Origin of the sequence: Frankia canadensis, from assembly GCF_900197875.1 — a bacterium.
Lineage (GTDB): Bacteria > Actinomycetota > Actinomycetes > Frankiales > Frankiaceae > Frankia > Frankia canadensis.
Window position 1 is genome coordinate 1 of the sequence record NZ_FZMO01000079.1, and the last position, 18,733, is coordinate 18,733.

General features: G+C 71.9%; 18 protein-coding genes and 2 pseudogenes. 13 read left to right on the forward strand and 7 right to left on the reverse strand.

Annotated elements, in window-relative coordinates; translation table 11 throughout:
• Positions 1-69 precede the first annotated feature (69 nt).
• Complete coding sequence (locus tag C1A33_RS08430) at positions 70-615, reverse strand: hypothetical protein (protein ID WP_243407327.1); 546 nt, start codon at positions 613-615, stop codon at positions 70-72.
• Between the two features lie 170 nt (positions 616-785).
• Here C1A33_RS08430 and coaE point away from each other — a divergent pair, with 170 nt between their 5' ends.
• On the forward strand, positions 786-1,397 hold the full coding sequence (gene coaE, locus C1A33_RS08435; protein ID WP_101830958.1) for a dephospho-CoA kinase: 612 nt from the start codon (positions 786-788) through the stop codon (positions 1,395-1,397).
• Positions 1,398-1,407: 10 nt separating this feature from the next.
• Here the strand turns inward: coaE and uvrB are convergent, their stop codons facing one another.
• Both uvrB and C1A33_RS08445 read right to left on the reverse strand, forming a co-directional pair.
• Positions 1,408-3,540, reverse strand: a complete 2,133-nt coding sequence (gene uvrB, locus C1A33_RS08440) for an excinuclease ABC subunit UvrB (RefSeq protein ID WP_101830959.1) — start codon at positions 3,538-3,540, stop codon at positions 1,408-1,410.
• Positions 3,541-3,607: 67 nt separating this feature from the next.
• Complete coding sequence (locus C1A33_RS08445; protein ID WP_101830960.1) at positions 3,608-5,212, reverse strand: PucR family transcriptional regulator; 1,605 nt, start codon at positions 5,210-5,212, stop codon at positions 3,608-3,610.
• 171 nt (positions 5,213-5,383) lie between these two features.
• On the opposite strand from C1A33_RS08445, the gene C1A33_RS08450 reads away from it, so the two are divergent.
• On the forward strand, positions 5,384-6,757 hold the full coding sequence (locus C1A33_RS08450) for a zinc metalloprotease (protein ID WP_101830961.1): 1,374 nt from the start codon (positions 5,384-5,386) through the stop codon (positions 6,755-6,757).
• A gap of 287 nt (positions 6,758-7,044) precedes the next feature.
• Positions 7,045-8,115 carry a TerC family protein gene (locus C1A33_RS08455; RefSeq protein WP_101830962.1) on the forward strand — a complete coding sequence of 357 codons (1,071 nt, stop codon included), beginning with the start codon at positions 7,045-7,047 and terminating at the stop codon, positions 8,113-8,115.
• 38 nt (positions 8,116-8,153) lie between these two features.
• On the opposite strand, the gene C1A33_RS08460 is transcribed toward C1A33_RS08455, so the two are convergent.
• Positions 8,154-8,882 (reverse strand): helix-turn-helix transcriptional regulator, encoded by a 729-nt coding sequence (locus C1A33_RS08460; protein ID WP_101831008.1) that lies wholly within the window; start codon positions 8,880-8,882, stop codon positions 8,154-8,156.
• A 656-nt stretch (positions 8,883-9,538) separates the two neighbouring features.
• Between C1A33_RS08460 and C1A33_RS08465 the strand changes: the two genes are divergently transcribed.
• Both C1A33_RS08465 and C1A33_RS08470 read left to right on the forward strand, forming a co-directional pair.
• Positions 9,539-10,498 (forward strand): glycosyltransferase family 2 protein, encoded by a 960-nt coding sequence (locus C1A33_RS08465; protein WP_101830963.1) that lies wholly within the window; start codon positions 9,539-9,541, stop codon positions 10,496-10,498.
• Positions 10,499-10,664: 166 nt separating this feature from the next.
• Positions 10,665-11,492: a methyltransferase domain-containing protein gene (locus tag C1A33_RS08470; protein ID WP_165818289.1), complete on the forward strand. Its 828-nt coding sequence runs from the start codon at positions 10,665-10,667 to the stop codon at positions 11,490-11,492.
• Positions 11,493-11,615: 123 nt separating this feature from the next.
• Here the strand turns inward: C1A33_RS08470 and C1A33_RS36375 are convergent.
• A pseudogene (locus C1A33_RS36375) lies at positions 11,616-11,801 on the reverse strand (MBL fold metallo-hydrolase); the annotation flags it as partial.
• 33 nt (positions 11,802-11,834) lie between these two features.
• On the opposite strand from C1A33_RS36375, the pseudogene C1A33_RS36380 reads away from it, so the two are divergent.
• A pseudogene (locus tag C1A33_RS36380) lies at positions 11,835-12,587 on the forward strand (recombinase family protein); the annotation flags it as partial.
• A 573-nt stretch (positions 12,588-13,160) separates the two neighbouring features.
• Here the strand turns inward: C1A33_RS36380 and C1A33_RS36385 are convergent.
• Positions 13,161-14,030: a hypothetical protein gene (locus tag C1A33_RS36385; protein ID WP_243407328.1), complete on the reverse strand. Its 870-nt coding sequence runs from the start codon at positions 14,028-14,030 to the stop codon at positions 13,161-13,163.
• 134 nt (positions 14,031-14,164) lie between these two features.
• Between C1A33_RS36385 and C1A33_RS08485 the strand changes: the two genes are divergently transcribed.
• The 4 genes from C1A33_RS08485 (at position 14,165) to dnaB (ending at position 17,138) form a co-directional block, all read left to right on the forward strand.
• Positions 14,165-14,395 (forward strand): hypothetical protein, encoded by a 231-nt coding sequence (locus tag C1A33_RS08485; protein WP_207770218.1) that lies wholly within the window; start codon positions 14,165-14,167, stop codon positions 14,393-14,395.
• Positions 14,392-14,661 (forward strand): hypothetical protein, encoded by a 270-nt coding sequence (locus C1A33_RS08490; protein ID WP_101830967.1) that lies wholly within the window; start codon positions 14,392-14,394, stop codon positions 14,659-14,661. The genes C1A33_RS08485 and C1A33_RS08490 overlap by 4 nt, the downstream gene beginning before the upstream one ends.
• Before the next feature lie 204 nt (positions 14,662-14,865).
• Positions 14,866-15,813 (forward strand): hypothetical protein, encoded by a 948-nt coding sequence (locus tag C1A33_RS34065; RefSeq protein WP_133150602.1) that lies wholly within the window; start codon positions 14,866-14,868, stop codon positions 15,811-15,813.
• On the forward strand, positions 15,810-17,138 hold the full coding sequence (gene dnaB, locus C1A33_RS08495) for a replicative DNA helicase (protein WP_243407329.1): 1,329 nt from the start codon (positions 15,810-15,812) through the stop codon (positions 17,136-17,138). The genes C1A33_RS34065 and dnaB overlap by 4 nt, the downstream gene beginning before the upstream one ends.
• Before the next feature lie 5 nt (positions 17,139-17,143).
• On the opposite strand, the gene C1A33_RS34695 is transcribed toward dnaB, so the two are convergent.
• Positions 17,144-17,290, reverse strand: coding sequence for a hypothetical protein (locus tag C1A33_RS34695; protein ID WP_165818291.1), 147 nt, complete (start codon positions 17,288-17,290; stop codon positions 17,144-17,146).
• Between the two features lie 110 nt (positions 17,291-17,400).
• Between C1A33_RS34695 and C1A33_RS08505 the strand changes: the two genes are divergently transcribed.
• Genes C1A33_RS08505 through C1A33_RS08510 form a run of 3 tightly spaced genes read left to right on the forward strand, consistent with a single transcriptional unit; the run spans position 17,401 to position 18,721 of the window.
• The gene (locus C1A33_RS08505; RefSeq protein WP_101830970.1) at positions 17,401-17,976 is read left to right on the forward strand and encodes a hypothetical protein; all 576 of its coding nucleotides are present in this window, start codon (positions 17,401-17,403) and stop codon (positions 17,974-17,976) included.
• Complete coding sequence (locus C1A33_RS34700; protein ID WP_165818292.1) at positions 17,976-18,143, forward strand: hypothetical protein; 168 nt, start codon at positions 17,976-17,978, stop codon at positions 18,141-18,143. Before C1A33_RS08505 ends, C1A33_RS34700 begins: the two co-directional genes overlap by 1 nt.
• On the forward strand, positions 18,140-18,721 hold the full coding sequence (locus C1A33_RS08510; RefSeq protein ID WP_101830971.1) for a hypothetical protein: 582 nt from the start codon (positions 18,140-18,142) through the stop codon (positions 18,719-18,721). Before C1A33_RS34700 ends, C1A33_RS08510 begins: the two co-directional genes overlap by 4 nt.
• Positions 18,722-18,733 lie beyond the last annotated feature (12 nt).

The following is an 18,733-nucleotide window of genomic DNA, read 5'->3' on the forward strand; positions in this document are numbered from 1 at the left end:
CCCACGCCCACGCCCACGCCCACGCCCACGCCCACGCCCACGCCCACGCCCACGCCCACGCGGCAGCGATCATGACATGCCGACGACGAACCAGGTCATGTGCGCGTCGAGCCAGTCCACCCCGGCCAGCATCCAGGGGGAGACCGCCCGTGCGGCGCACAGGTAGAGCACGCTGGACAGCACCGAACCCGGGATCAGGAAGCGCAGGAACCGGCGCATCGGCACGCCGCCCGCGCCGAGCGCCGCGTCCACGGCGACGTTGGTGTTCAGCAGGCAGAACCACAGCAGCGGCGTCTGGGTGTTCGTCCGCGCCAGTGACGCGACGAGCCGGTTGCCGCCGACCGAGCGCAGCAGCACCGACCGGACGTTGTTGCGGGCCAGCCCGAAGTAGCCGACGTCGAGCAGGGTCCGCATCGTCGCGGCGAGCAGCAGCGCCGGCAGGAACGGCACCGATCCGCCGACAAGGACCAGCACCCCCCAGGTCGGGCGCAGCGCGATGAGCAGCAGCGGCGCCCGGCGGGACAGCGACGGGACGAGCGCCAGCCCGAGCACGCCGAGGCCGATCAGCGTTCCGGTGAGCACCGCGGGCCACAGCGAGGGGACGAGTCGTGCCACCCGCCCGGCGCGTGTCCGGTCCCCACCCACGACGTCCACAGGCCCTAGTCTGACCAGCTCGCGCTGGGTCGGGCCGAGGTGGTCGGCCGAGACGCGCGCCCCGGCTGGACGGGGGAGGGCGGGCGAGGCGCGTCGAGGACGAGGCTGGCAGACTCGGCGTCGTGCTCACAGTGGGGCTGACGGGCGGAATCGGGTCGGGGAAGAGCGCGGTGTCGGCGCGGCTGGCGGCCCGCGGCGCGGTGGTGATCGACGCCGACCGGATCGCCCGGGAGGTGGTCGCGCCGGGAACCCCGGGGCTCGCCGACGTGCTGGCCGCCTTCGGCCCCACGGTCGCCGCGCCCGACGGCAGCCTCGACCGGCCGGCGCTCGGCCGGATCGTGTTCGCCGACCCGCAGGCCCGCGCCCGGCTGGAGGCGATCGTGCATCCGCTGGTCCGGGCCGAGACCGCCCGGCGGATCGACGCCATCCCCGCCGGCGGCATCGCCGTGCACGACATCCCACTGCTCGTCGAGGTGGGCGCCGAGGGTGGCTACGACCTGGTGCTTGTCGTCGAGGCGCCGCGTGAGCTGCGGCTGACGCGGCTGGAAGGGCGCGGCCTGCCCCGCGACGAGGCCCTGGCCCGAATGGCGTCACAGGCCAGCGACGAGCGCCGGCGCGCCGTCGCCGACGTCCTCATCGACAACGGCGGCAGCCTCGACGACCTCGACGCCCGCGTCGAGAAGGTCTGGCGCGACCTGCTCGCCCGCCGCGACGCCAAGGCCGCCTCCGCCTCGGGCGGCTAGCTCGCCGCCACTACTGGACGCCGGCGGCGCCCATGCCGCGCAGTTCCTTCTTCAGCTCGGCGATCTCGTCGCGCAGCCGCGCGGCGAGCTCGAACTGCAGCTCCCGGGCAGCCTCGTGCATCTGGTCGTCGAGCTGGCGGATGAGCTGGGCCAGCTCGTGCGACGGCATGCCGGCGAGTTCGCTGGCGTAGCGGCCGACGACGTCGTCGCGCCCGCCGCGGGACTTCATCCCGGGCACGGGAGCCTTGCCGCGCGACTGCGCCCGCCCGCCGCCGCCGATCAGCTCGCCCGCGGCGGACTCGCGGACCATGTCGTCGAGGATGTCCACGACCTTCTTGCGCAGCGGCTGCGGGTCCAGGCCGCGCTCGGCGTTGTAGGCCATCTGCTTCTCGCGACGGCGGTTCGTCTCGTCGATGGCGTGGCGCATCGACGGGGTGATCGAGTCCGCGTACATGTGCACCTGGCCGGACACGTTGCGGGCCGCCCGGCCGATCGTCTGGATCAGCGACTTGTCGGAGCGCAGGAACCCCTCCTTGTCCGCGTCGAGGATGCTGACCAGCGACACCTCGGGCAGGTCGAGGCCCTCGCGCAGCAGGTTGATGCCGACGAGGACGTCGAACTCGCCGCGGCGCAGCTCGGTGAGCAGCTCCACCCGGCGCAGCGTGTCGACCTCGCTGTGCAGGTAGCGCACCCGGATGCCGAGTTCGAGCAGGTAGTCGGTGAGATCCTCGGACATCTTCTTGGTCAGCGTGGTGACCAGGACCCGCTCGTCGCGCTCGGCGCGCAGCCGGATCTCGTGGACGAGGTCGTCGATCTGGCCCTTCGTCGGTTTGAGCACGACCTCCGGGTCGAGCAGGCCGGTCGGGCGGATGATCTGTTCGACGATACCGTCGGCCCGGTCGAGCTCGTAGGGGCCGGGCGTCGCCGACAGGTAGACGGTCTGCCCGATCCGCTCAAGGAACTCCTCGAAGCGCAGCGGCCGGTTGTCCATCGCGCTCGGCAGCCGGAAACCGTGCTCGACCAGGTTGCGCTTGCGGGACATGTCGCCCTCGTACATCCCGCCGATCTGCGGGACGGTCACATGCGACTCGTCGATGACCAGCAGGAAGTCGTCCGGGAAGTAGTCGAGCAGGGTGTGCGGAGCGGTGCCGGCGGCGCGGCCGTCGATGTGCCGGGAGTAGTTCTCGATGCCGGAGCAGAAGCCGACCTGGCGCATCATCTCGATGTCGTAGGTGGTCCGCATCCGCAGCCGCTGCGCCTCCAGCAGCCTGCCCTGACCCTCCATGGTGGCCAGGCGCTCCTCGAGCTCCGCCTCGATGCCGGCGATCGCCCGCTCCATCCGCTCCGGGCCGGCGACGTAGTGGGTGGCCGGGAAGACGAAGATCTCGGGGACCTCGCGGACGATCTCCCCGGTGAGCGGGTGCAGGTAGGACAGCTTCTCGATCTCGTCGCCGAACATCTCGACCCGCACGGCGAGCTCCTCGTAGACCGGGAACACCTCGACCGTGTCGCCGCGGACCCGGAAGGTGCCGCGGGTGAAGGCCAGGTCGTTGCGGGCGTACTGGACGTCGACGAGGCGGCGCAGCAGGGTGTCGCGCTCGATCTCGTCGCCGACGCGCAGCCGCACCATCCGGTCGATGTACTCCTGCGGGGTGCCCAGGCCGTAGATGCAGCTCACGCTCGCGACGACGACGACATCACGGCGGGTGAGCAGGCTCATCGTCGCGGAGTGCCGCAACCGCTCGACCTCCTCGTTGATGGAGGAGTCCTTCTCGATGTAGGTGTCCGTCTGCGCGATGTACGCCTCGGGCTGGTAGTAGTCGTAGTACGAGACGAAGTACTCGACCGCGTTGTTCGGCAGCAGCTCGCGGAACTCGTTGGCGAGCTGGGCGGCGAGCGTCTTGTTCGGCGCCATCACCAGGGTGGGGCGCTGTAGCCGCTCGACCAGCCACGCGGTCGTCGCGGACTTGCCGGTGCCGGTGGCGCCGAGCAGGACCACGTTGGACTCGCCGGCCCCGATCCGCCGGGCCAGCTCGTCGATGGCGGCCGGCTGGTCGCCGGCCGGGGCGTAGTCGGACACGACCTCGAACGGGGTGCGGGTCCGCTCGATGTCGGTGGTGGGCCGTTCGAACGTTGTGCTCACGTCTTCCAGAACACCACAGCCCTCCGACAGTTTCCGTCCGGCCCGGCGGCGCCGCCCGGCGGCACGGTCAGTCCACGGCCGGGTCCCAGCCGATCAGGCGGGCGCCGAGCACCGCCGTCTGCAGGACGTACCGGTCGGTGGGCAGGGTCGGGTCGTGCCGGGTCAGCGCGTGGATGCGGTCGAGACGGTAGGTCAGCGCGCGCACGGACAGGTGCAGCCGGCGGGCCGCGGCCAACGCGACCCCGCCGGTGGTGAAGTAGGCGTCGAGGGTGTCCAGCAGCGGCCCGGCTCCGCCGCGCGCCGTGCGCAGCGGGGCGAGCACCGCCTCCACCAGCTCCGCGAGCGCCTCCCGGTCGCGCAGCAGCACCTTGTAGATGAGCAGGTCGTCGGTGTGCACGACGCTGCCCGCCAGGCCCAGGCGGCCGGCGAGCTCGGTGGCGGACCGGGCCTCCTCGAAGCCGATCCGCACCCCGGCGACGCCGCTGCGGGGCCGGCTCACCCCCATCCGCCAGACCAGGCCGGGTTCGGCGCGCAGCCGGCGGGCCAGCGCGGCGACGCCGGGTGTGGACTCCGGTGTCGGCGCGAAGGCGGGCAGCGGCGAGAAGCCCAGCCCGGAGGCGGCCGCGGCGTCGGCCCGCCGCCGCCCCGGCGGCCGACCGCCCCGCCGGACGTTGCCCGCGACGGCCCCCGGGCCGGCCGGCCCGGACGTGCCCACCAGCCCTGGCGGGCCCGCCGCGGCCGGCGAGGCCGCCGGTTGCGGCGGGGGCGGCGCCGCGGCGCCGGGGACGGTCCCGGCCGACGGCCCGGCCCCGTCGGGAGCGTCGGCGGTGCCGGTGAGCGGCCGCGCCGCGGCGATCACCGCGACGAGCAGGCCGTCCCGGGTCGCCACGAGCGGCTCGCCGCCGCCGCCCTCGCCACGCAGGATGGTCTCGGCCGCGCGGGTCAGCGCCCGGCCGTCGAGGAAACGCCGGTTGCCGCCGACGACGAGGACCGTGTGCGGCGCCTCCAGCCGCAGGCCGAACGCCCCGGCCCGCTCCAGCAGCTGACCGACCGCGGACGTGCCGGTGAGCAGGTCGTCGATGAGCTCGCGGCGCAGGGCCTCCTCGGAACGGGCCCGCGCGGTGCGGGCCGCCTCGTAGCCCTCGCAGACGGCGGCGACCGCGTCGTCGCTGGCCCGCAGCACGGCGGAGGCGGCCGCCCGGGTCCGGGACACCGCGTCGACGGTCTCGCCGGCCGACCGCATCACGTCCGCGAGCCGCGACGCCGGGTCGGCGAGCAGCTCCTCGTCGGCCAGGCCGTCGGTGGCGTGGCTCGCCTCCCGCGCGGTGCGGGCCGCCCGGTCGGCCGCCCGCACTGCGGGCAGCGACGGCCAGATCCGCCAGGTCGCCGACAGGTAGAGGTCGACCAGCGCCCGCAGGGACGCCCCGGACTCCGCCGCCGCCTGGCCGAGGCCGCGGAACGCCTCGAGCTCGGTCCGGGTCAGGCGCCTGCCGGTGTCCGCCGCGACGGCCAGCAGGTCGAGGTAGTCGCCGAGCAGGCCGGCGTGCAGCCGGGAGTCGGCCGCGGCGAGCACGGCCGCGCGCGGCAGCCGGGTGAGGCTCGTCCCGGGCAGGCCGGCCGGGATGTCGTCGTCGACCAGGAGAAGTTCAGCCGCTTTGTCCGCTTCGTCCACCTCTACGCCTCCCGCCCGTCCTTGCCGAGGTTCGGCAACGGGATCATAGAGGAACTCGCGCACTCCATGCGGTGTCTGCCGGGACTTCGACGGGCAGGCTAGTCGTTGAGATGTTCAGGAGCCCGGACGCGAACGCCGCCCGGGTCCATCCGGAAAGGAGTCTGAGCGGACATGACCACCGATGACGCCACCAGACGGGGAGGGATCCCGCCAATCGCGGTGCGTCCGGGATTCGCCGTCTCGGTAGCGGTCGTCACCGTCCTGCTCGGCGCGCTCACGCTGCCGGCCACCGTCCCGGACCGTCCCGGCTTCGCCTACCTCAGCGGCGGGCTGATCGGGGCCGGGCTGCTCGCCCTCATCCTGGTCGGTGCCGATCTGATGCGGGCCCGGGCGGCGCGCCGCGCCGGGCTGACGGTCGTCGGCATCACCCTCGGCGCCTTCGGCAGCCGGCTGTCCGTCGCCGCGGGTGAGCGGATGGCGGGCTGGTCGCGGGCGGGCGGTGCCGGCTCGGCGACCCTCGACCGCCGCGCCGGCGGCTCGTCGGCGCCGTCCCGCGACCAGGAGATCCGCGGTCTCGCCGCCGGCGTCGACCTGGTCCCACCCCCGCCAGCGGGCCGATCCACGGGTTTCGGCGCCGGCACCACCGCCGACGGCGACGTGGCCGGGGCCGAGGCGGTGCGGGCCGAGGCGGGGATGGCCCGCGCGGGCCTCGCCGTCACTGCCCTCGCCGGTGCCGTGCTGGTCACGCTCGGAGCGCTCAGCCCCGGCGGAACCCTGGCCCTCGCCGGCCAGGTGGCGCTCTGGGTCGGCACGTTCGCCCTGCTCGTCACGGCCGTCGACGCGCTGCCGAGCCCGCGCAGCGCCGGTGGCCGGCTGATCGCCGACCGGGTGCTGCGCCGCACCGGCAGCCGGGAGCGCGCCGAACGGGCGGTGGCCCGGGCGGGCGTCGCCAGTGGTTGGGCGCTGATCCTCATCGGTGCCGCCGGGGTGTTCGTCGTCGGGTTCGTCGCCCTGTGGGCGGCCCTGCTCGGCTGGCTGGCCCTCGGCGCCTCCCGGCTCGCCCAGTCCCAGCAGCGCACGCAGGCCGCGCTCGCCGGTCTCGCCGCCCGCGACGTGATGGCGCCCGCGCCGCCCGCGTTGTCCTCCTGGTCGACGGTGGACGACGCGCTGCGGGACGTGGTGCTGCCGTCCCGCCAGGCCGTCTTCGGTGTTGCCGACTTCGACGGTTCCCTCGCGGGCGTGGCGCTGCTGCGTGATCTCGCGGCCGTGCCGATGGACGACCGCGGCCTGGCCCGGGTGAACCGGGTGCTCGTCCCGCTGTCCATGGTCGCCACGGCCGCGCCGCAGGACCCGCTGGCGGAGTTGCCCGGGCGGCTCGTCGAGCGGCCGGCCGCCGGCTGCGTCGTCGTGGTCGAACCCACCGGTGACGGCGGGGTGCGGATGGTCGGCACCGTCGGCCCGGTCGAACTGAGCCAGGCGATCGAGACGGCGCCCCTGCGCGGCGGCGGAGCAGGCCCGATGCGCCCCGGCAGCTTCTGGCGCTGATCCACGGGTTGGCGCGGACCGGCCGTCACGCGGCCCGCGCCAACCCCTCATCCCTCTGCCCCTCATGCCCCTGCCCCTCAGGCCAGTGACATCCGAAAAACCCAGTTACCCGATCGACAACTGAGACTTGTGCGCCGCCGCCGTCCGGACCCACGGCTCCCGGCGACGCGACGACCCCCCGTGCCCCGACCGGCCGCAGGCAACGGAGCCCGGCCGCTCGGGGCGACATCCGCCGCCCCGACCGCTCGTCCGCACCGCCAGACGACCCGAAGTTACTGGAGACATCCGTGCATGTGCCCTTCTGGGCCTGGGCCGCCTTCGTCGGCGTTCTGCTCGCCCTGTTGACCGTCGACCTGCTCGCCCACCGGCGTGCCCACGTGATCGGCTTCCGTGAGGCCGCCGCGTGGAGCGTGCTGTGGGTCACCCTCGGCCTCGGCTTCGCCGGCGTGATCTGGGCCTGGCAGGGGCCGGGCGCCGCCGGTGAGTACACCGCGGCGTACCTGCTCGAAAAGAGCCTGTCCGTCGACAACCTGTTCGTCTTCGCGCTGATCTTCTCGTACTTCCGGGTGCCCCGGGCCTACCAGCACCGGGTGTTGTTCTACGGCGTGCTCGGCGCCCTGGTGCTGCGATTTCTGTTCATCGCCGCCGGCATCGCGCTACTCGACCGGTTCAGCTTTGTCATCTACCTGTTCGGTGCCTTCCTGATCTACACCGCCGTGAAGATGGTGCGGGACGACGGCGTCGAGATGGACCCCGGCAAGAACCGCGCGGTGAGCCTGCTGCGCCGGTTCGTTCCGGTCACGGACGAATATCACGGCCAGCGATTCTGGCTGCGGCGTGCCGGCGTGCTCACCGCGACGCCACTGCTCGCCGTCCTCGTCGCGATCGAGACCGCCGACGTGCTGTTCGCCTTCGACTCGGTGCCCGCCGCGCTCGGTGTGACCGACGAGACCTTCCTCGTCTACACCAGCAACGCGCTGGCCATCCTGGGCCTGCGGTCGTTGTTCTTCCTGCTGTCCGGGCTGATGGAACGCTTCCACCACCTCGCCACCGGCCTCGCGTTCATCCTGGCCTTCATCGGGGTCAAGATGCTGCTCACGGACGTGTGGCACATGCCGATCGGGCTGTCCCTCGGCGTGATCGCCGTGGCGCTGGCCGCCTCGATCATCTGGTCGCTGCGCACCGAGCCTCCGCACAAGGAGGCACCGGACGAGCCCGCGCCAGCCAGCCCGGCGGTCTCCGGTGGTGAGCACACGGCTGGTGGTCAGCACACGGCTGGTGGTCAGCACGTCGCCGACGACGACCGGACGGCCGTCCCGGCCCGTGGCGCCGGGTCGGACTCCGGGCCTCGCGGCTAGGCCGCCTGGTGGCCGGTGCCACCGGGCCCGGGCGCCCGTCAGGTGGGGCGAGCCGGCTCGCCCTGGGCGGGCGCCCGGCGGATCCGCCGCGGACCGGGCGGCGGCGCCGTGAACAGGGCGAACGGGTCCCTGTCGGCCATCTGCTGGCCGGTGTTCACCGCGCGGGAGATGCGGTCCCAGCGGAACCACCGCGGCCCCCGCCGCTCCAGGCACCAGGCCAGCAGGTACCACTGGCCGCCGGTGAAGGCGAGCAGATGGGGCTCGACCCGGCGGCCGACCGTGCGGCTGCCGGCCGCGTCCTGGTAGTCGATGACCAGGATCTGGCCACCGCGCAGCGCCTCCTCGACGGTGGCGGCCAGCGCCGAGCGGATGACCGCCGGGGGAGCCGCCCAGCCCCGCGACGCCACCTCGGCGACCTGCTTCTGCTCCGCCGGGGGCATGGTGTCGAGCAGCTTCTCCAGGGCCGCCGCGCCGTCCCGGGTCAGCGGGCCGGTGGAGGCGGCGGCCAAGGCCACGGCCGCCGCGGTGGCCTGGCCCTGGGTGAGGGCGACCGGCGGCAGCATCGCGTGCTGGGCGAGCACGTAGCCGCCGCCCGGCCCCGAGATCCCCCCCACCGGCACCCCGGCGCCCTGGAGGACAAGGAGATCCCGGCGAATCGTCCGTACACTGACGTCCAGTCGGGCCGCCAGGCTCGCGGCTGTGCGCCCGGCGGGTCCGGCCCGGCGCAGCTCCTCGACGATCGCGGTCAGTCGATCTGGGTGCGGCATGCGTTCCACGTTGACAGGGCGCTGTCATGACTGATGGCGAAACGGCGGACTTCCATCAACTCACGGCCATCCGACCCGGGCCTGCGCCGCCAGGCCGACGCCGCCGGCGGGTAGCGCGGCGCCGCCGGCCTTCCGCGGGCGTTGGGGGCGCCCTTCCCGGGACGCGGCGCGCCGGTGCGTCGTCGCCGAGGTGTCCGTCGGCCCGGGGGAGCCCGCGGCCCGCGGCGACAGTCGCGCACGGCGGCCCCGGGGTGTGCGCCACCCGAGAGATCCATTATTTGTGTTCTCGTTGTCGTCGCGGCGGGGTCACGGTGTGCGTTTTCGGTTCGCATTTCACGTGGATCGGCGGTGATACTCGTGCGACGTGGTGCCTATGGCGCGGGAAGAGCGGGTGCGACTCGCCGGAAGGAAGAACCTGGACCGCCACAGCCAGGTCGTTACCCTGGTGGCGGTCGGTGTCCGGGTCGATGGACCGGGGTGGGTCCGTTCCGGCCGGTTAGCGGCGCACCGCAGGCCCGGCCGCCTTCGCGGCGGCCACTGCCGAATTCCGACTGATCGCCCTTGTCCGGTGTGATCCCATCGCGCCGAACGTGCGTCGCTGCCGGCCTTAACCGATTGAAGAAGTTTCCGGATTTCTCTTCTACTGAAGGCGGATAATGCACCCTCTGTTGGCGGTCGTCGTCTCCTATGGTGGCTCGACCCATCTGCACCGGTTGCTTTCGGCTCTGGTGGCGATCAGAGGCTCCCGGGTGGTGCTGGTCGAGAACGACACGCTCGGCGACTGCCCCGTGCCGGACGGGGTGCGCGTCCTCGAGGGGCAGGGCAACGTCGGCTACGGCACGGCGGTGAACGTCGCCGTCCGCGCCGAGCTCGAGGACGGATCGGCGCCGGAGTGGCTGCTCGTCGTCAACAGCGACGTGACGATCCCCGCCGACACCGCGGACGTGCTGCCCAAGCTGCTCGCCTGGTACCCGCCGTCCGTCGACGCGGTCGCCTTCCCGTTCCTCGCCACCGCCGGCGGCCCGCCGGCGCGCTCGAGGACGGTCCTGCCCACCCCGCGGACCAGCGCCTTCATCGCCGTGCGCGGGGAGGCGGCCGCCGTCGCCCGCTGGCCTGACCTGCGCTATCCCGTCGGCGCGTTCTTCGCCATCCGCGTGCCGACCTTCCTGCGGATGGGCGGCTTCGACCCGTCGTTCTGGATGTACTACGAGGAGACGGACCTGTTCGCGCGGCTGCACGCGGCCGCAGGCCGGATCGCCTGGGCCGACGACGAGTGGCCGGTGGTCCACCTCGGCGGCGAGACCGTCGGGCGCTCCGGACTGCTGCACGCCGAACTCGGCCGTGCCGGCGCCCTCTACGCCCGCCGCCACCGCGCGTCGCTCGGCTGGGCCTGGCCCGCGGTGTACGCCGGTCAGCTCGTCCTGCTGACCGCCCGCAAGCTCGTGACCGGCCATCCGCACGACGCGCTGCGCGCCGCCCGCATCCTCGCCGGTCTCCTCGGCGGCCTGGTCCGCCCGTCCTGGGAACCCGCGGTGCGCTCCCGCTGGAACGCCGTCCCCGCCGCGGCCCGCCACCGCCTCGGCCGCCTGCCCCGGCAGGAGCTGGCCGGCGGATAGCGGGATCCGCCGGCGAAGCCACCAGTAGTTCGTTTGCTGTTCGTCTTCTGCGGGGATGCCCGACGTCCGTTGTACGCCCGGCTCTCAGCAGGCTGCTCCGAAAGCAGTACCTCGCTACCGTGAGGGCTGTGTACGGGGGTGTTGTGCGGACAGGGAAAGGACAACCGTGCGGAACCCGAAGGAATCCACCGACGTCCCGGTCTCCCGCGGAGACGCGTTCCGCCAGGCCGATCAGGGCCGGAACATCCACGACGTGGTCGACACCATCGAACTGCAGTACACGCTGCCGTCCTTCCGCGCGTACAAGAAGGCCGTCCTGGCGGATCTGGACCTGCGGCCGGATTCCGCGGTGGCGGATCTCGGCTCGGGTCTCGGGCACGACGTTCTCGCGATCGGGGCCACCATCGGCCCGACGGGTTCCTGCGTCGGCGTCGATCTGAGCGCCAGACTGGTCGAACTGGCCCGCGCTCGCGTCCCGGACGGCCTGACGAACGTCTCGTTCACCGTCGGCTCGGCGGACGATCTCGACCTCGAGGAGTCCTCGCTGGACGCGGTGAAGGCCGACCGGCTGCTCATGCACCTCGACGAACCGTCGCGCGTGCTCGCCGAGGCGTACCGGGTGCTACGGCCGGGCGGCCGGATGGCGCTCGTCGAACCCGACTGCGGCACAGTGACGATCACCAGCGCCGTCCGTGCGGCCACCCGCCGCTTCACCGACGCGTGGTGTGACGGTTTCCGCCACGGCTGGATCGGCCGGGACCTCCCGCGGATGGCCCGTCAGGCGGGCTTTCGGGACGTCGCCCTGTCCGGCCACCTCGTCACGGCCGAGGGCTTCGCCGCCGTCGACGCCCTGCTGGACGTCAGCCGCACGGTCGCCCGCCTCGAACCTCAGCCCGCCTCACTCACCACCTGGCTGGCCACCCTCCAGGACGGCGCCGCCCCGGACCCGATCACCGCCACCGTCACCATGTTCCACATCACCGCCCGCCGCTGACCCACACCTCGCCAGCGGCCCTTGTCTCTGTGTGGTCGCAGTCTCCGTGTGGTCGCAGGCGAGACCGAGGGGCCTATCAGTCCGGCACCCTGGCCTGCGCTGACAGCCCCGCGGGTGGGCTGATCACCAGCCGCGGGAGCGCCATTCGGCGAGGTGGGGGCGTTCGGCGCCGAGGGTGGTGTCGTCGCCGTGGCCGGGGTAGATCCACGTCTCATCCGGCAGGGGGCCGAAGACCTTGCGCTCCAGGTCGTCCATGAGGGTGGTGAAGGCGTCCGCGTCACCGAAGGTGTTGCCGGGGCCGCCGGGGAACCATTGGGGGTGGCAGAGGACAATAGGGGAATGATGGTGCCCCGGGGTGACGAATCGCCTGTGCTGCCTGCGATCTACGCCCGCATCAGCGAAGATCCGCTCGGGCTCGAACGCGGCGTGGGGCGGCAGATCAGCACCGGCCGCGACCTCGCCAGCCGCAGCGGATGGACGATCACGGACAACCTGATCTTTCGGGACAACGACATCAGCGCCCTCACCGGTGCGCACCGGCCGGGGTACACGGCGCTGATGCAGGCCGTCGCCGCGGGGGAGGTGAACACGATCATCGTCTACCAGTTGTCGCGCCTGTGGCGGAACCGCCGGGAACGCGCCGAAGGCATCGAACTGCTCCAGAAGGCCGGCGGTCGGCTCCTTGCCGTGCGGGGCCCGTCGTTCGACTTCACCACCGCGTACGGCCGCGCGCAGGCCGCCATGCTCGGCGAGTTCGACTCGATGGAGTCGGAGGTGAAGGCCGAGCGGGTTGCCGACGCCGCCTATCAGCGGGCCGTCGAGGGGCGCGCCAACGGCCGCGTGTCCTTCGGTTGGCGCCGCGAGTACATCCGCGACGACCGCGGTCAGGTCCTCGGGTTCAACGACGTTGAGGACCCGCACCAGGCCGACGTGGTGCGCTGGATTGTCGACCAGCTGCTCGCAGGGGTGTCTCTGGACGCGATCACGAAGCAGCTCAACGACCGCGGCGAGCCCGGTCCTACCGGTGGCACGTGGGGGGACAGCAGCGTCCGGAAGATCGCGTTGAGGCCGATGAACATCGGCGACCGGGTGTACCACGGGAAGGTCATCGGGAAGTCGGCGGCGGGTCCGATCGTCGATCCGGTGAGGCATGCGATGGTGACGGCCATGCTTTCGGATCCGGCGCGGGCGACGAGCCGTTCCGGTGCCCGCCGCCACCTGCTCTCTTACAGCGCCGACCTGGCCGTCTGCGGGGTCTGCGGCGGTGAGCTGCGCGTCGGGAAAGTCGGGAAGCACGTTTTGTACCAGTGCGAGGCCAAAGGATGCGTCGGCCGGAATCAGACACGGGTGGACGAGTACGTCGGACTCGTGCTCGTCGAGCGCCTTTCTATGCCGGATGCCGCTGCCCTGTTCGTCCGCAGCGACGACAGCGCCAAGCGGGCCCACGCGGAAGCGGACGAGCTACGTGCCCGGCTGTCGGCCGCCGCCGACGACTACGCCGACGGGCTGATCACCCGCGAACAGCTCACCCGCATCACCGGGCAGATCCGACCCAAGCTCGAACAGGCCGAGGCAACGTCGCGCCGGGCGATCCCGGGCGTCCGACCAGACTTGATGCGGCAGATGATCGCCGATCCCGAGGCCACCTGGCAGGGACTCGGCGAGGTGTCATCCCGGCATGCCCTCCTCGTCGGCGTGGGGATGTTCGTCCGGATCCTGCCCACTGGCCGCGGACCCGGCTTCAACCCCGACGCCATCGAGATCACTTGGCCCGGCATCAGCGGAGGTTGACGCCGGGGCCGGCTCGACGTCCGCTGGCCTTTCGGCGCCTTCTGCCCAGCTTCCGATCTCCTCTGTGATCTTCGCGGTGAGTTGTCGTGTCACACGACCTCGCACCGCTGCCCGCCGGGAAGGGCTCACATCGGGCGTGGTGGATACCAGCCGATCCCGTTCACGAGACAGACTCCGTCCCCACAGGGTGTGGGCGGCGACTGCGACGTGAACCAGCGGTACGCCGAGCTTGCGAGCGATGTTCGCCTCGGCTTCGCCGGCATCCTGCAACGCCACGTCGACGTTCCATCCGGTCATCCAATGCGGCCCGATCTTCACGTAGGGGTCGGGTACCCCTGTGACGACGAAGGGCCCGTCTCGCTCGCCGACCTGTCGATCGGTGGCCGGCGCGGTCTGCATCGTGAGCGGGTATCGAGGCGCGGTGCCCCCGAACGCACTAGTGATCGTCTTCCCTTCCACCTCGATCAGCGGCGATAGAGCGATCCGGGCGTCCGCGGCGATCAGATCGTGCAGGCTCACAGGCCGTCCGCATGCCTCGGTCATGATCGACGGCAGGAGAGCGACTTCGTCGACAGGCAGGGCCTTCAGGCCGCGTTCGAGCTGCCCGACCCTGCTGCGCGACCAGGCGAGGCCGTGGCGTCTCGCCGCCATGGCGACGTCTTCCTGACGAATGTCACCGCTGGACTCGCGGACACGGCGGACACCCTGACCAATCACGGATCGCAACGACGACGCTTCCTCGGGCACGCGATGACCGTACCGGAACGGACGGAAACTCGACCGGACGACCCTGATCGCGATGTGATACACCTGTTCCAGGCCCGGATCGATATCCGACCGGGCGCGTGGTGTTTGCGACCTGGACAGGTGGAGGTGAGACCGTGCCTGAAGTGCTGATCGGCGACTTGGCGAAGGCGCCCACAACCGTGCCGCTGTGGCCGACGGCTGCGACGGCTCTAGGGATCGGCCGTACAGCCGCGCTCGGGTTGGCGCGGGAGGACCGATTCCCCGTGACGGTGATCCGCGCGGGGAAACGGTGGCGAGTACCAACCGCGGCGCTCCGCAGGATCTTGGAAATCGATGCGGTGCTCGACGGGACGGATGCCGCGTGAGCCGCAGGTGGAGCCGTGAAGAGCTTCGGGCCCGCGCCCGGGAGGTTGCCGCTCAGGCGCCGCCGTTCACCCCGGCTCAGATCCGGAATCTGCGCCGAATCCTCGGCATCGACACGGCTCCAGCGCCGTTCGGCGCGCCGCTGACGGCCCCGATGTGTACGCGGCCGGTCGGGGCACCACCCCCGACCGCCGCCACCACCAACAACCCCGGCTACGAGGTCAGTGACCATGACGATACCAGCGACGTCAGCGCCGACGCTGCCTGACGGCCACCTGAGTGGGCAGCGCGCCGAGGTCGTCGACCTTGCCGCGTGGCGCTGTCTGCCCTGGGCACGTCGGCACATTGCCGCCACCGCCCCACGCGGGTGGCATGGCTGGGAGTACGAGGTCCTCGCGCGTCAGCTCGCCGACGCGGTCTGCGGCTGCTCACGGCCCACGGCAACTGCCGCCCATGGGCGGCGGTCCGCCTGATGGGCATCCGGTTGATCGTCGAAATCCTCGACCATCACGGGGACGTGCCGGTGCCGGAGGTCATCGACGGTCAAGGTCGAGTTCGGTCGAAAGCGCGCGTAGGACTCGCTGCTGGCGAGCTACGCGACCTCCTTGTCCTCGCCGAGAACGCGAACGATGAGAGCCGTGAGACGTGGCTGACGAAGAGGCCCGACGGCCGCTTCGACGGTGTTCACGCCGACTACATCCGCCGTCGGGCGGGAGGCAAGAGCGCCGCAGCCTGGCGGAACTCGATCACTGGCCTGTTGCGGATCGGGGTCATCGTCCACGCCGAGCACGACGGGCGGAAGGTCGCCGGGCACCGGGGAAGCACCGCCGTCTACCGGATCGCCTGCCTGTGCCCCGACCCGCCGCACGACGGTCACCGCGGCCTGTGCACGAAGCCCGAAAGTGTCACCGTCCCCGTGACCCAATCCCCTGAGATGGGTCATGGCCACGATGACCCTTCCGTGGCGAATGGGTCATCGTCCACAGTCGAAAGCGTCATCGTCCCCATGACGCAAACCCCCGGTTTGGGTCATCGTCCCCATGACCCCTCTCTCCTCTGTTTCCCCTCGGATCCCCTCTCTCTCGCGAAGCAGCCCCGATCGATCGACCAGTTGATCAGTGCCGCCGGCCTCGACGAGAGAGAGATCAAAAACTTTCGGGACTGGGTCACCGAAGAGCACCAGCCGCGTAGCGCCGGCTGGTGGCGCACCGTCGCCGACCACGGCGACCTACCCGGGCTGATCGCCGACTGGCGGAAGACAGCGAGCCCGACCATTCCAGCCACCCCGCCCTGGTGCGGTGCATGCGGCGGCGGCAACCAGGCTGCCCGCACCAACGCCCGGTTCCGCACCGACAGCGGCGCGACCGACGGCATCCCATGCCCGCACTGCCACCCCGACCACATGAGGAGAACCGCGTGAGCGACGAGACCATCACCACCCCGCCGCACGATCTGCCCGCGGAACAGGCCGTGCTCGGCGCGATGCTCATGAGCCGCGAAGCCCGCGGCGACATCAGCGAGATCCTCCAACCATCCGACTTCTACCGCCCCGCCCACAGCTCGATCTTCGAGGCGGTCATGCGACTCGACGGCCAAGGCGAACCCGCCGACGCCCTCACCGTCGCCGCCGACCTGCTTCGTCGCGGCCACCTCGACCGCGTCGGCGGCCCCGAATACCTACACACCTTGATCGCCGCCGTCCCGACTGCCGCGAACGGCGGCTACTACGCCCGCATCGTCGCCGAGAAGGCGGTGTTCCGCCGGCTCCTCGAAGCCGGCGGGCGCATCGCGCAGATCGGGCAGACCGCCGCCGGCGCCGCCACCGACGCCCAGGAGCTGGCCGACCAGACCCTCCACGCAGCCCTCAACGGCCCCGACACCGGCAATGGCCCCGTTCTCCTAGGCGCGGACAGCGCGGCGTTCCTCGACGAACTGGAAGCCCTCCAGCGAGGTGACGTGACACCGGCCGGTGTCCTTACCGGCTTCTCCGACCTCGATGAGGTGACCCGCGGATTCCAACCGGGGCAGCTCGTCATCATCGCGGCCCGCCCGTCCGTCGGTAAGACAACGCTGGCCTTGGACGTCGCCCGGGCCGCCGCGATCAAAGCCCGCCGGCCCACCCTTTTCGTCTCCCTGGAGATGACCGACAAGGAGCTACGACAGAAGATTCGGGCGGCTGAGGCTCGCATCTCGTTGCGGAACATCCAGACGGGACAGCTCACCGAAGACGACTGGTCCCGGCTGACCCGGGTCCTGGCTGACACCGTCGACGCCCCGTTGCGTATCGACACCAGCCCCGGTCTCGGTGTCGCCGCGATCCGAACCCGCGCCCGGCGCATGCAGCGCCGCCACGGTCTCGACCTACTGATCGTCGACTACTTGCAGCTTCTCGTCACAGCGAAAAAGGAGGAGAACCGGCAGCAGGAGGTCGCCGGGATCTCTCGCTCGTTGAAGTTGCTTGCAGGCGAACTTGGTGTACCTGTGGTGGCCCTGTCGCAGCTCAACCGCGCGGTCGAGCAGCGCGCCGTCAAACGCCCACAGCTCTCCGACCTGCGGGACTCGGGTGCGATCGAGCAGGACGCCGACATGGTGATCATGATTCATCGGGAAGACGCCCACGATGAGAACTCGGCCCGCGCAGGTGAGGCCGACCTGATCATTGAGAAGAACCGCAGCGGCCCGAAGGGCACCTTCACCGTGGCTTTCCAGGGCCACTACTCGCGGTTCGTCGATATGGGCTGCTGATGATCTCAGATGCGGATCGAGATGCGCTCGCCGCCGAGGTGACCGTCCGCGTCGCCGCCCAGATCGAAGCGGCCCGGATCCGGGCCGACGCCCGCCGCGCCCACTTCACCGCTCGACGGGCAGCCCGCGTCCACGGCAACGCCGCCCGCCACCGGCGGAAACTCGCCCGCCCCGTCGAGCCTGCCCGTCGGCAGGCCGGACGGTCACCGCCCGCAGGGGTGGCCGGGAACCGACCGCAACCCCACCCACGAAGGGATCTCCCATGAGCAACGACGACGAGCGACTCGCCGCCCTCCCCACCCGCCTCCGTCGAGAAGCTGACGCGATCCTCAGCCGGCACGACAGCACAACCCGCACCTGGCGGGAAACGATCATCCGGCCGGACGGGCCCGCCATCACCGGCGTCCAGCAGGCCGACGGCAGCCGAAACTTCGCCGCCACTGTCCACGAACTGCTCCGCCAGATCGACAACTGGCACGCCGTCACCATGACGACGGTCGATCAGCTCGTTGACATCTGCGGAGACGACCATCAGGCGGTCGCCGTCTCCATCGCCGGTGATCTGCTCGGCGACCTCGTCCGCGGACGCACGCTCGTGTGGGCTGGCTACTTCGCCACCGCCTTCGGCCGCGATCTCGCGCAGTTCAGGATCGGCGAGGACGCCTCGATCTTCGCCGCCGGCCGCCGCATCCCACTGCCCGCCTCGGCGTTGGCGTCCGCCCCGATCGCGCCGCCCACCGTGAGGTTCGCCGTCGAAGGCAACACCGACCCGTCCGCCGTCGCCGCCCGCCTCCGGGAACTGGCCGAGCAGGTCGAAGCCGGACAGCTGGCGATCTGATGGACCCCATCCGCCCGGATCACACGAAGCTGCCGCCGCTGCCCGACGGCGTGATCGCCCGCGCACGGCAGAACATCACCCGGCTGATCGTTAACGCAGAAGAGCGCCGCGAAGTCCTGGAAATGCTGGGCCTCGACGACGAAACAGGAGAGAGGAACCCACGATGACCAGCCCCACCCCGGCCAGCCGGCCACTCATCGCCGCCGACCTCGACGGCGCATTCAACCGTGCCTTCGCCACATCCGAGCAGGCCGTTCGCCTCGGCGACGAAGTCGCCGGTGTCCGCGGCGAGCTGGAGGCGTTGAACGTCGCCCGCCGGGCGGACCGGGCCCGCGAGCTGCGGGGCAGGCTCGCCGCCCACCGGCGGCAGCGGGTAGCCAGGGCGCGGGCACGGGTTCGCGCTGCCCTCGCCGCGTCGGCCGGTCTGGGGGTACCCGCCCGCCGTCCGGTCGTCGCCGCCGGCAAGCCGAAGCCGACACCGCCGCGGACCACCAAGACCAGCACGGCGGCCACGGCGAAGCCGAAGCCGGCGACCTCGACCAGAACAACCACCCCGGCGAAGACAACCCCGAAGCCGCCGGAGAAGCCGGCCACAAGCAGGCCACGGCCCGCACCACCGAAGCCCACAGGCCGCCCCGTTCTGCCCGCCGTGCCCGCCACCAGGCGGACCCCGCCGCCGCCGGTGAACCCCCGGGCGGCGGGTCGGACACAGCCGGTTCCGCGGCGTCTCCCACCCCGCCGGTGATAACCGGTAGTG